Source organism: Streptomyces sp. NPDC051576 (assembly GCF_040681835.1).
In the GTDB taxonomy this organism is placed as follows: domain Bacteria; phylum Actinomycetota; class Actinomycetes; order Streptomycetales; family Streptomycetaceae; genus Streptomyces.
The window spans coordinates 64,941-76,693 of the sequence record NZ_JBFAZO010000012.1 but is presented as its reverse complement, the minus strand read 5'-3'; the positions used below and the strand labels follow the sequence as shown (position 1 = coordinate 76,693).

11 protein-coding genes are annotated in these 11,753 nt (G+C 72.3%); all 11 read left to right on the top strand.

Going from position 1 to position 11,753, the window contains the following annotated elements; all coding sequences use genetic code 11:
* The first annotated feature begins 107 nt into the window (after window positions 1-107).
* From AB0M63_RS33865 to AB0M63_RS33815, 11 genes are read left to right on the top strand one after another with little or no spacing between them, the layout of a single operon-like run.
* Complete coding sequence (locus tag AB0M63_RS33865; protein ID WP_355921124.1) at window positions 108-296, top strand: lysine biosynthesis protein LysW; 189 nt, start codon at window positions 108-110, stop codon at window positions 294-296.
* A complete protein-coding gene (locus tag AB0M63_RS33860; protein WP_355921121.1) occupies window positions 293-1,177 on the top strand; it encodes a RimK family alpha-L-glutamate ligase in 885 nt (294 codons plus the stop codon). The genes AB0M63_RS33865 and AB0M63_RS33860 overlap by 4 nt, the downstream gene beginning before the upstream one ends.
* A gap of 38 nt (window positions 1,178-1,215) precedes the next feature.
* The gene (locus AB0M63_RS33855; protein ID WP_366022040.1) at window positions 1,216-1,851 is read left to right on the top strand and encodes a DegT/DnrJ/EryC1/StrS family aminotransferase; all 636 of its coding nucleotides are present in this window, start codon (window positions 1,216-1,218) and stop codon (window positions 1,849-1,851) included.
* Window positions 1,848-3,167 (top strand): DegT/DnrJ/EryC1/StrS family aminotransferase, encoded by a 1,320-nt coding sequence (locus AB0M63_RS33850; protein WP_366022039.1) that lies wholly within the window; start codon window positions 1,848-1,850, stop codon window positions 3,165-3,167. The genes AB0M63_RS33855 and AB0M63_RS33850 overlap by 4 nt, the downstream gene beginning before the upstream one ends.
* Entirely contained in the window at window positions 3,160-4,218 is a 1,059-nt protein-coding gene (argC, locus tag AB0M63_RS33845; RefSeq protein ID WP_366022038.1) for an N-acetyl-gamma-glutamyl-phosphate reductase, read from the top strand. Before AB0M63_RS33850 ends, argC begins: the two co-directional genes overlap by 8 nt.
* Window positions 4,215-6,092, top strand: coding sequence for a M20/M25/M40 family metallo-hydrolase (locus AB0M63_RS33840; protein WP_366022037.1), 1,878 nt, complete (start codon window positions 4,215-4,217; stop codon window positions 6,090-6,092). Before argC ends, AB0M63_RS33840 begins: the two co-directional genes overlap by 4 nt.
* Window positions 6,089-6,904 carry a thiamine pyrophosphate-dependent enzyme gene (locus tag AB0M63_RS33835; protein WP_366022036.1) on the top strand — a complete coding sequence of 272 codons (816 nt, stop codon included), beginning with the start codon at window positions 6,089-6,091 and terminating at the stop codon, window positions 6,902-6,904. The genes AB0M63_RS33840 and AB0M63_RS33835 overlap by 4 nt, the downstream gene beginning before the upstream one ends.
* On the top strand, window positions 6,901-7,860 hold the full coding sequence (locus AB0M63_RS33830) for a transketolase (RefSeq protein WP_366022035.1): 960 nt from the start codon (window positions 6,901-6,903) through the stop codon (window positions 7,858-7,860). Before AB0M63_RS33835 ends, AB0M63_RS33830 begins: the two co-directional genes overlap by 4 nt.
* Entirely contained in the window at window positions 7,848-9,110 is a 1,263-nt protein-coding gene (locus AB0M63_RS33825; protein WP_366022034.1) for an ATP-grasp domain-containing protein, read from the top strand. Before AB0M63_RS33830 ends, AB0M63_RS33825 begins: the two co-directional genes overlap by 13 nt.
* A complete protein-coding gene (locus tag AB0M63_RS33820; RefSeq protein WP_366022033.1) occupies window positions 9,107-10,432 on the top strand; it encodes a hydrolase in 1,326 nt (441 codons plus the stop codon). Before AB0M63_RS33825 ends, AB0M63_RS33820 begins: the two co-directional genes overlap by 4 nt.
* Window positions 10,429-11,664 carry an MFS transporter gene (locus AB0M63_RS33815; RefSeq protein WP_366022032.1) on the top strand — a complete coding sequence of 412 codons (1,236 nt, stop codon included), beginning with the start codon at window positions 10,429-10,431 and terminating at the stop codon, window positions 11,662-11,664. Before AB0M63_RS33820 ends, AB0M63_RS33815 begins: the two co-directional genes overlap by 4 nt.
* Window positions 11,665-11,753 lie beyond the last annotated feature (89 nt).

Here is an 11,753-nt window from a genome sequence, read left to right as displayed (position 1 = left end):
TGCTGGTCAACGCCCTTGACCGGCAGGCGCTGAGCCCGCCGAACGCACGAAACCGAACCCACCACCCGGTGACTTCAGCATGCCAATTAACAGAAGGAGTCCAGCAAATGCCCCTTGCCGTCGCGGCCCCGAAATGCCTCGTCTGCGATACCGAATTCGAGGTCCAGGAGGACTGGGAAAAGGGCGAGATAACCGAATGCGCGGCCTGCGGTCAGGAACACGAGGTCGTGGAGAAAAGCGACGCGGTAACGCGGCTCGACCTCGCTCCCGAGGTGGAAGAGGACTGGGGCGAGTGACGGTCGCCGACCAGGTCCTGCTCTCGGTCACGATGCTGCGGCCCGAGGAGAAACTCCTCCTCGGTGCCCTGCGTGACCAGGGGCTCGCGGTGCGGCCGCTGCTCCTGGAGGATCTGGCCGGGGTGGTGGCGGGCCAGGCCGGCCCGCCCGACCTCGCCCTGATCAGGAACCTGTCCCACCGCGAGGCGATCGGCGTCGCCCGCCGCCTCGAACACGCGGGCATCACCACCCTCAACCGCGCCGCCGCCATCGAGACCTGCAACGACAAGGGCCTGCAGTCCCTGCTGTTCGCCCGGCACGGCATCCCGCACCCCGTCACCCGGCACGCCTTCAGCTACGACCAAGTCCGCGCGACCGTCGCAGAGTTGGGCATGCCCGCCGTCGTCAAGCCGGTCAGCGGCTCCTGGGGACGCGGCGTGACCATGATGGCCAACGCCGAGTGCGTGGAGGCCTGGGCCGGCGGCCGTGAGTCCGCCGACGCGGCCGGGAAGCTGTTCCCCGTCGTCGTGCAGGAGTACGTCGACAAGCCCGGCCACGACCTGCGCGTGGTGGTCGTCGGACGCACCCCGGTGGTGGCGATCGAGCGCAGCTCGGACGACTGGCGCACCAACACCCACCTCGGCGCCACCGTCCGGCGCACCGAGGTCACCGCGGAGATCGACAAGCTGTGCGGCCACGTCGTCGACGTCCTCGGCCCCGGCTTCTACGGCGTGGACCTGGTCGAGGACCGGGCCACCGGTGAGCTGCTCGTGCTGGAAGTCAACGCCAACCCGGAATTCGCCCGCTCCTCGGCCCAGCACGGAGTGGACGTCGCCGCCCTCCTCGCCGAGTACGTCGCGGAGCGGCTCGCGGACCGCGCGCCCGCACCCGCCGCCGCGTGAGCAGACCCGGAGAAGAGACCGGAGAAGGACCCCGACCCATGGAACTGTTCGACACCGCGACGGTGCTCACCCGCGTCCTCACCTCGGGCGTGGTGATGAGCATCGAGAAGAGCGACCGTGAACTGCCCGGCCTGGAACGCCAGTTGACCAGGCTCACCGGACGCGCCCACGCCGTCCTCCTCAACAGCCGTACCGGCGCGCTGCACGCGGCCCTCGCCGGCCAGGGCATCGGGCACGGGGACACCGTCGCCCTGCCCGCCGCCGACACCGCCACCGAGGCCTTCCTGAACTGGCTCGGCGTCACCGTCACCGTCACGGCCGACGGGGCGCCGCCGTACGACTTCCTGGCCCTGGACGGCGGCAACGCCGACCGGCTCGCCGCCTTCGCCGCCACGGCCACCGCGCCCGCGCTCGTCGTGGACCTGACCGGGCTGGGCTTCGGGCCGGCCGCCGCCGTCCTCACCGACGACGCGGGTGTCCGGGACCGTGCCGAGCGGCTGAAGATCTTCGGCGCCCACGACCTGCGCACGATGTGGACCCAGGAGGAGGCGGACGCCTCCCTGGTGCCCGGCGTCCAGTTCAACTACCGGCTCAGCCCCCTGGTGGCCGCCTGCGTACGGATGGCCCTGACCCAGGCGGCGCGCCCCGCCGCCACCTCCGGAGCCCGCTCATGATCACCGACTTCCCGGCGGCCCCGCTGCCGCTGCCCGACCCGGCCGAACTCGACGCCGAACTCGCCGCCCTCGGCGGCACCGAGACGATCCCCAAGGCGCTGCGCCGCACGCTCTTCCCGGTCATCACCAAGGAAGACGTCTTCAACCTGATGCTCGCCCAGCGGCAGGCCCCCGAGAAGGTCGTCGCCGACTTCGCCGAGGCCTACCGGTCCTACGTCGGCGCCGCGCACGCCCTGCCCACCGCCAGCGGCACTTCCAGCCTCCATCTGGCGCTGGTCGGCGCGGGTGTGCGGCCCGGCGACGAGGTGATCGTCCCGGCGTTCACCTTCATCGCCACCGCTCAGGCCGTCGTCGCCGCGCACGCGATCCCCGTGTTCGTCGACATCGACCCCGTCACCTACTGCATGGACCCGGCCGCCGCCGCTGCCGCGATCACCGGCCGCACCCGCGCGCTGATGCCGGTGCACGTCCACGGCCTGCCCGCCGACGTGCCCGCGCTGCGTGCCCTGGCCGACCGGCACGGCCTCGCCCTCGTCGAGGACGCCTCGCACGCCCACTCCGCGAAGATCGGCGAGCGGATCGCCGGCTCCTTCGGCGACGCGGCCGGCCAGAGCCTGATGGCCGACAAGAACTTCCCGCTCGGCGGCGAGGGCGGCATCGCCTTCTTCGCCACCGAGGAGGCCCACGACCGCGCGGCCACGTATCTCGAACGGCACGGCATCGACTACGGCATGTCCTGGGTCGCCGCCGCCTTCGGCACCAGTCAGCTCGCCCGCCTGCCGTACTACGACGCGATCCGCGCCCGCAACGCCGCCCTGCTCGGCGACGCGCTGCGCGAGACCGGCCTGTTCACCCCGCCGCACGTGCCCGCCGGACACGTCCACGCGTACAACATGTACCGGGCGACGCTGCGTCCCGAGGCCGTCGGTCTGGGCGACCTACCCGAGTTCGCGGTCAAGGAGGCGGTGCACGAACTGCTCGTCGCCGAGGGCGTACCGGCCCGCGAGTGGCAGAACACCCCGATCCCCTGCCACCTGCCCTTCCGGCACCGGGACGGCTTCGGCGGCGGATACCCGTTCACGCTCAACCCGGCCGCCGTACGCGACCACCGCCCCGAGGACTTCCCGGTCACGCTGGGCATGCTCGACTCCACCCTGGTGCTCTGCCGCGAACTGCGCTCCCCGGTCGAGTACGAGCGGATCCTGCGCTACGCCGACGCCTTCCGGAAGGTCGCCCGCCGCCCCGACGCGATCCGCAAGCTGGTCGAGACGCGCGAGTACCGCCGCCCGTACGAGAAGGCGGCCCGCCTTGGCTGACAACAGGATCAGGGTCGCCGTCGTCGGCGCCAGCGGCTACACCGGCGGTGAACTCGTCCGGCTGCTGCTCGAACACCCGCGGGTGGAGCTGGCGTTCCTCTCCGCGGAGCGGGCCGCGGGTGCCGCCGTCGGCGCCGTCCACCCCTGGCTGCGCAACCATCCGCGCGCGGCCGGCCTCACCCTGCGCCCGCTGGCCGAACTCGCGCAGGCCGGCCCCGTCGACATCGCCTTCGGCTGTCTGCCCACCGGGACCCTCCCCGAGCGGCTCCCGCTGATCGCCGAGAACGCCAAGCGGGTGCTGAACCTCGGCGGCGACTTCCGGCTGCGGGACGCGGAGCAGATCCGTACCCACTACCCGCGCACCGCCGCGCACCCGCCGTTGGAGGAATTCGCCTACTACATACCGGAGTTGAGCCCGGTCGTCCCCGACAGCCGGTTCGTCAGCCTGCCCGGCTGCATGGCCGTCAGCACCATCTACGCCCTGCACCCGCTGTTCGCCGGGCCCGAGCCACTGGTCGCCGACCGGGTGATCGTCGACGCCAAGACCGGCTCCACCGGCGGCGGTCGAGGCAGCGGCGAGCCGCCGGCCGAGCGCACCGGCAACTTCCGCGTGCACAAGCTGTACGGCCACCGGCACGCGCCGGAGATCCGGCAGGCCCTCGCCGACCTCTCCGGTGCCTCCGTCGACCTGCGGTTCTCCACCCACAGCCTGGACGTGGCGCGCGGCATCATGGTCACCGCCTACAGCGAACTCCGCGACGGAGTAACGGCGTTGGACGTCAAGCGCGCCTACGCCAGAGCGTATGTGGGGCGGCCGTTCGTCCGGGTCCGCCCGGCGCCCAAGGCGCCCCAGGACTTCCCGATGCTCAAGGCCGTCGTCGGCTCGAACGTCGCCGAGGTCGCCCTCGCCGTCCGCGACGGACAGTGCGTCACCGTGGCCGCCCTCGACAACCTGATCAAGGGCGCGGCCGGACAGGCGATCCAGGCCATGAACCTGATCTCCGGTTTCGCCGAGACCGCCGGACTCCCCACCACGGCGGTGTCGCCATGAGCCGTAGCGACAGTCCGCTCTACGTCATCAAGGCGGGCAGCGCGACCCTCGACCGCGAGATCGTCCTCAAGGAGATCGCGGACATCGTGGCGCGCGGCGCCCGGGTGCTGCTGGTCGCCGGGGGAGCCACCGGAATCGAGCGCCACTACACGGCGATCGACCGCCCCATGCCCCAACTCCGGCTCACCAACGGCGACTCGGTGCGCTACTGCCCGCCCCAGGAGATGCCGCACCTCGTCGACGCCTACGAGAAGGTCACCCTGCCCGCCGTCGAACAGGGCCTACGGGCCCTGGGGATCGGCGTGTTCACCTCCGTCGCCGCGCGCGGCGGCCTGGTGACCGGCCGGGCCAACCGCCCCCTCAAGGCGCTGTCCGCCGAGGGCCGCCCCGTCGTGGTCCGCGACCACCGCGCCGGTGTCCCCGCCGAGGCCGACACCGTACGGCTGACCGCGCTGCTCGACGCCTACGACGTGGTGTGCCTCGCGCCCCCGGTCGCCGACCCGGACGGCGGGGCCCCGCTCAACGTGGACGCCGATGTGCTGGCGGCGGTCCTCGCCGCCGCCCTGGACGCCGACCATCTGCGCCTGGTCACCGGCACCGCGGGACTGCTCACCGACCCGGACGACCCGGGCTCGACGCTCCTCGACGCCTATCCGGGCGACGGGGCCCGCTATGCCCGGGGCCGGATGCGGCAGAAGGTCCGCGCCGCCGAGATCGCCCTCGCGGACAGCGCAGCCGATGTCGCCATCACCGGCCCGCACACCCTCGGCGACGCCACCGGACGGACCCGGTTCTGGCGCACCCGCGAGCCCGCCGCCGACCTCGCCCTGCTCACCCGCGTGGTCTGCGTGCCGTCGGTCTCCGGAGACGAGGCGCCCCTCGCCGAGTACCTCGCCGAATGGTGCCGGGAACGCGGCATGGACGCGCACGTCGACCCGGTCGGCAACCTGGTCGCCTACCGGGGTGCGGGCGACCGCCGGATGCTGCTCCTCGGCCATCTCGACACCGTCCCGCACCGCTGGCCCGCCGAGTGGCGCGCGGGCGAGCTGTGGGGGCGCGGCAGCGTCGACGCCAAGGGCAGCCTGGCCGCCTTCCTGGAGGTGCTGGCGCACGCCGACATCCCCGAGGACGGCCAACTCGTCGTCGTCGGCGCGGTCGAGGAGGAGATCTCCTCCTCCAAGGGCGCCTACCACGCCCGCGACCACTACCCGGCCGACGCCGTCGTCATCGGCGAACCCAGCGGCGCGGCGAAGCTCACCCTCGGCTACTTCGGGCTGTTCAAGCTCCGGGTGACCGCGTCCGTCGCCACCGGCCACTCGGCCGGCCTGGACGCCGTCTCCGCCCCGGACCGCCTCATCGGCGCTCTCGCCGACATCCGCGCCGCCGTCCTCGCCGCCGCACCCGACGCGCTGAGCGCGGTGATCGACGTCACCGGCGAACCCGGCCGCACACAGGACCGGGCCACCGGAATCCTCAACTTCCGCATCCCGCCCGGCGCCGACTTCGACGCGCTGCGCACCGCCGCGCTCACCGGCACCGGCACCGGCGTCGCCGACGGTGTGGACATCGAGGTGCTGCGCGCCACCCCGGGCCACGCGGGCGGCCGTACCGGACCGCTGGTGAAGGTCTTCACCCGCGCCTTCGCCGAGGCCGGCATCCGCCCCCGGTTCGTGGTGAAGAAGGGCACCTCCGACATGAACACCCTGGCCACGACCTGGCACGACGTACCGATGGTGGCGTACGGCCCGGGCGACTCCGCCCTCGACCACACCGACGAGGAACGCATCGACGCCATGGAGTACCGCACCGCCCGCTCCCTGCTCGCCGACGCCGTCAACCGCTGGCTGGCGCTGCCCGAGGGGAGCCGGGGATGACCGCCGTACTCGAACCGGCCCTCGCCACCGAGGGCGCAACTGCCCTCGCCGCACGTGCCGTTGAAGCCCGGCGGCTCGTCGTCGACATGGCGGCGAGTCCTCGCGGCTGTCACCTCGGCGGCAGCCTGTCCGTGCTGGACATCCTGATCGCGGCCCTGCACCGGGCCTCGGTCGGTGACGGCACCGAGGTCGTCCTCAGCAAGGGGCACGCGGCGGCCGGGCTGTACGCGGCGCTGCATGTCAGTGGCGTCCTGCCGGAGAACCCGGCACCGCGTTACGGGCTGGCCGGCGCCCCGTACACCGGGCACCCGGGGCCCAAGGTGCCCGGTGTCCGCTTCCCGACCGGCAGTCTCGGCCACGGTGTTCCGTACGCGGCCGGGTGGGCGCTGGCGCGCCGGATCGGCGGGCGGGGCGGGCTCGGTATCGCCGTCGCCGGAGACGGTGAGCTCCAGGAGGGGCTGGTGTGGGAGACCTGTCAGGTCGCCGCCGCTCAGCAGCTCGGCAACTTCGTGCTGGTCGTGGACCGCAACGGGGGCCAGAACGACGGACTCGTCGCCGACATCTCGCCGTTGCCCCAACTCACTGAGCGGTTCGCCGCGTTCGGGTTCGAGACGGCCGAGGTGGACGGGCACGACCTCGCCGCCCTGACCGAGCTGTTCGCCGGGGACCGCTCGGCCGCCCGGCGCCCGCTGGCCGTCGTCGCGCACACCGTCAAGGGCAAGGGCGTACGGGCCGTGGAGGGCAGGGCGGCCTCCCACTACGTGACCATCGACGCCGCCCGCGCCGCCCAGTGGAAGCGAGCCATCCGATGAACGGCCCTCTTTCCGGGCGGGACGCCTACCGCGACGAGCTGACCCGGCTCGCTGACACCGACGGCACCCTCCTGTGCCTGGAGGCCGACCTCGGTGGCAAGGGCCACCCCTTCCAACTCGCCCATCCCGAGCGGTTCTTCAACCTCGGGATCGCCGAGGGCGCCATGGTCGACATGGCGGCGGGGCTGGCCGCCGGTGGATACAAGCCGTTCGTCAGCACCTTCGCCCCCTTCGCGGCACTGCGCGCTGCGGAGAGCCTGAAGCTGACCCTGGGCTACCTCGGCGCGGGAGTCACCGTGGTGGCGCCGTACGCCGGGGTCTCCGGGGCCTGGTTCGGGACCACGCACCACTGCCTGGAGGACCTGGCGATCCTGCGCAGCATCCCCGGCGTGACCATCGCGGCCCCCTACGGCGAGGCCGAGATGCGGGCCGTGGTCCGGGCCGCGGCCCGCTCCGGCCGGCCGCACTACATCCGCACCGGACGCAACGCCCGCTACACCTCCCTCGACCTGCCGTCGGGCGGCGAACTCCCGCTCGTCAACTGGGAGTTCAGGGCAGATCAGGGCGCCGTGTGCCTGGTGTCGTTCGGCGAGGAGGGCACCCGCCTCGCCCTGGAGGCCCGTACCCGCACCCCGGGTTTCGCCCACGCCCACCTGGTGCACGCCGACCACGAGCACCTCACCTCGGCCGCCGCCGAACTGGCCCGCCACCACAGCCGGTTCGTGGTCGTGGAGGAACACCGCGGCCAGGGCGGTGTCGCCGAGGCACTCGCGCTGCTGCTGCCCCACTGCGAGATCAACTCCGTGAGCGCCAACCGCAGTTGGCCCTCACAGGGAGGCGACCACGAAGAGGTGATGGCCGCGCTCGGCCTCGATCTGCCCGCCGTACTCAGAGCACTCACCCACGCCGGTGGCCGCGCCGCCGACCAGTCAAGGAGCCTGTCGTGCACATCCTGATGATCGAATGCAACCCGAACGGCGTCGCCGGCATCGCCAACGCCCTGGACCTCGGCCACGACGTCACCCTCGTCTCCGTCGACCCCGACTTCTACCTCGCCGCCTCCCCGCTCGCCGAGGCCGCCTACGCCCACCCGAACTGCCACGTCGTCAAGAGCGAACAGGCCTTCTCCATCGAGGAGTTGACCGCCCTCGCCCGCCGCCTGCACCAGGCGCGGCCGATCCACGGCGTCACCACCTACAGCGAGTACCACACCGTCCACACCGCCGCCGTCGCCGAGGCGCTCGGACTGCCCGGCATGAGCGTCACCGGCGCCCGCAACGCCCGGCACAAGCACCTCACCCGCACCACCCTGGCCGGCACGGGCATCCGCCAGCCCCGGTTCGCGCACGTCGCCGACGCCGACGACCCCGCCGCCGTAGAGGCCGCCGTACGCGAGATCGGCTTCCCCTGTGTGGTCAAGCCCTCCGACGGCACCGCCAGCCTGCACGTCCTGCACCTGAAGGACGAGGACGACCTGCGCGCCTACCTCGCCGAACTGGCCGACGTCGCCGACTACGGCCGCGGTGTCGTCCGTATCCCCGACGTGCTGATCGAGGAGTTCGTCACCGGCGAGCTGATCTCGGTGGAGTCCTGCGTCCTCGCCGGAGGCGAGATCGTCAACCTCGGTCTGACGGACCGGCCGCTCAGCGGCTTCCCGCACTTCATCGAGATGGGCGCCACCTACTTCGCCGGCCACCCCCTCCAGGACGAGCTGTTCGCCATGACCAGCCAGGTCCTCAGCGGACTCGGCGTGGATTTCGGATTCATCCACACCGAGTACCTGCTCGGCCCCGACGGCCCGGTCCTGTGCGAGGTCAACGGGCGGCTGATCGGCGGCATCGTCCCGAGCCTGATGCACCTGACCTCGGGCGTCGACCCGTACCTGGAGGTCATCCGGCAGGCGCTCGGCGAGCGGCCCGAACTGCCCTTCCCCGGCGAGACCACCGCCGGCGGCCACTGGTTCGGCGCCCCGGTCGCCGGCACCGTCGAGCACATCGGCTTCGACGAGCTGACCGGCCTGCCCGGCTACCACAGCGCCCTCGCCTACAAGAAGCCCGGTACCCAGGTCACGCGGCTGTCCCGCAGCAACTTCGACTGGATCGGCCACCTCATCTTCACCGGCGCCGACCGCGCCGAGGTCAACAAGCGCTGCGAGGAGGCCCTGGACCGGGTCGACCTGCGGATGCGGGTCGAGGTGGCGAAGTGACCCCGCGGGATCTGCGCGGGGTGGCGATCCCCGCCCTCGATCCGGGCGCCCGCTACGACGTCACCGTGGCGGACGGAGTCTTCACCCGGATCGAGCCCTCCGGCACCCGCACCGGCACCGAGCACGAACTGTGGCCCGGCTACACCGAGGCCCACGCCCATGTCGCGCTGCCCGCCAACTGGGACGACACGGTCGACGACCCGCGGATCGTCGCGCTCCAGTACCTGTACCACGGGGTCACCCACGTCGTGGACATGTTCGGCTTCCCGCTCGCCGCCGACGCCTGGGCGGCGGGCCGCGCGGCCTCGCCCTGGCCGTACCCGGAGATCGTCCACTGCGGATACGCGGTCACCGCGACCACCGACGCCGCCGGACGCACCGGTCACGGGGTGGAGTTCCCGGCACCGGTGCACATGCTCGCCGTCGAGGCCGACCTGGACCACGCGCTGCGCGCCAACGCCGAGCGCGGCGGCACCTTCCTCAAGGTGATGTTCACCGACGGCACCGAACAGCCGGGCAGCCCGGTGCGGTTCTCCCGGCTGTCCGAGCAGGTCCTGCGGTTCACCGCCCGGTTGGCGGCCGAGCGCGGCATCACCGCTGTCATCGACTGCAACACCCTCCAGGAGACCCGCTGGGCGTACGACTGCGGCTTCCGCCTCTTCGCCCACACCGTGCGCGACCGCACCCTCGACGCGGCCGACCGGCGGGAGTTCGAGGGCGCCCGCTTCGTCTCCACCCTCGCGGGACTGCGCCCGATGGTCATGACCGGCGAGGAGTTCCTCACCGAGTACGGCCGCGAGGGCTTCGCCGAGACCCAGGACCCGCGGAACCTGGAGTTCGTCCGCGGCATCGAGCAGCCGTACGGCATCGAGTACGGCTGCCAGGAGACCCGTACCGCCGCGCTCGCCGACATGCGGCGCAACGCCCTGGCCGCCCTGCGCGCGGGCAGCCTGCTGATCGGCACCGACTCGGGCAACACAGGCGCGTACCACGGCTATTCACTGCTCAGCGAGCTGGGCCTGCTGCGTGGCGACGACCCCGCGCTCACCGAACCGCTGCGCCACCAGGCCACGATCGGCGGCCGTCGCTACTTCGACGAGCTGAGCGGCACCTCCTCGGCGGCACATCCGCTGCGTGTCGGCGCGAGCGCCACCTACAACCTGCTCGCGGCCGACGCGCCGATCACCGCGCTGCCCCTGGCCACCGTCGTCCGGGGCGTCCCGGTCGACCGCCCCGCCCTCGCTCGCGCCATCGCGGACCTCCGCACCACCTCGCGCATCCCCTCCCGTCCACTGGAAACCACAGAAAGGTCCGCGGCATGACCCCCGAACGCAGGCGGGCGCTCATCGGCGTAGACGCCGGTATCTTCCTCGCCCACATCGGGAACTTCATCTGGTTCCCGGTCCTCGTCGCCTCCCTCGGCGGCACCGACAGCGGCTTCTGGGCCGGTGTCGTGATGTGCATGACCTACGTGGGCCGCCTCCTCGCCACCTTCTTCTACGAGGGCGCCGCGGCCCGGATCGGCATCCGCGGGGCGGTGTTCCTGGGCACGGCGGTGGAGGCGACGGCGCTCGGCCTGATGGGCTTCAGCGACGGCGTGCTCGCCTACAGCGTCCTCGCGCTGTTCATCGGCATCGGCTCCGGCACCGCCTTCCCCGGCCTCAAGAACATCCTGCTCTCCTATCCGGACGACGAGCGGCCCAAGGCCTTCTCGACCTTCCAGATGTCCGCGCAGGTCGGCCTCTTCGGCGGCGCGCTGCTCGGCGGTCTGCTCGCCCACGTGGACCTGCGCACCGTCTTCACCGTGGTGTTCGCCCTGTTCATCGGCTTCTGCGGCGCGGCCTCCGCGTTCATCCCGCGCGACGGCTTCCAGCCGGCCGAGAGCGGCGGAACCGGGGGGCGTGCCCCGCTGTTCAGCACGGCTGTGTTCAAGGGCATCGAGGTGCGCGGGGCCACCCGTTACTTCCTGCTGTCGGCCGTGTACTGGTTCCTGTCGATCGGCTTCATGGTCGGCATCCCGCTGCACATGGAGGAGTTCGCCCCGCAGTGGGCGCCGTCCGCGCCGTTCTGGATCACCGGCCTGACCACGCTGGTGCTCCAGTACCCGCTGTTCAAGTTCCTGATCAAGCACCTGAACCCGGGCACCGTGATGGCGCTCGGCCTGGTCGGCATGACGGTCGCGTTCACGCTCTTCGGCGCAGGCCGGACCGCGCCCTGGGTGGCCGTCGGCTGCTTCACGGTCGTCCTCGGCGACATCCTCTTCGTGCCGTCCTTCGACATCTGGATCGCCCGCAAGGTCCCCGCGGAGCGGCTCACCAAGGCCATGGGCGCCATGCACTTCTTCCGCAGCGCGGGCAACATGGTCGGCTCCCTGCTGGCCGGTGTCCTCTTCGACCTGGCCCGCTCGCACGACCTGCCCGGCGCCAACTGGTACGTCGCCGCCGTAGTGGCCGCCGTCTGCGCCTTCGTCTGCCTGGGCAGCCGGGACGAGTCCCCCGAGCCGGGCCCGGTGGTACCGGCGCAGGACGGCGAGCAGGAGGCGGTGACCGTGTGAGCCGGCCCGCCCGACATATCGCGGCCGGAAATGTTGCGGAGGGATGAAATCCGGTTCCGCCCGCGTTGGTGCCTTCCGGGACGACAAAC

What these genes read in the sequence shown, in the direction of transcription:
- AB0M63_RS33835 (WP_366022036.1), top strand. Translation starts at nt 6,089, where the DNA reads ATGACCGCCGTACTCGAACCGGCCCTCGCCACCGAGGGCGCAACTGCC.
- AB0M63_RS33830 (WP_366022035.1), top strand. Translation starts at nt 6,901, where the DNA reads ATGAACGGCCCTCTTTCCGGGCGGGACGCCTACCGCGACGAGCTGACC.
- AB0M63_RS33855 (WP_366022040.1), top strand. Translation starts at nt 1,216, where the DNA reads ATGGAACTGTTCGACACCGCGACGGTGCTCACCCGCGTCCTCACCTCG.
- AB0M63_RS33865 (WP_355921124.1), top strand. Translation starts at nt 108, where the DNA reads ATGCCCCTTGCCGTCGCGGCCCCGAAATGCCTCGTCTGCGATACCGAA.
- AB0M63_RS33840 (WP_366022037.1), top strand. Translation starts at nt 4,215, where the DNA reads ATGAGCCGTAGCGACAGTCCGCTCTACGTCATCAAGGCGGGCAGCGCG.
- AB0M63_RS33815 (WP_366022032.1), top strand. Translation starts at nt 10,429, where the DNA reads ATGACCCCCGAACGCAGGCGGGCGCTCATCGGCGTAGACGCCGGTATC.
- AB0M63_RS33850 (WP_366022039.1), top strand. Translation starts at nt 1,848, where the DNA reads ATGATCACCGACTTCCCGGCGGCCCCGCTGCCGCTGCCCGACCCGGCC.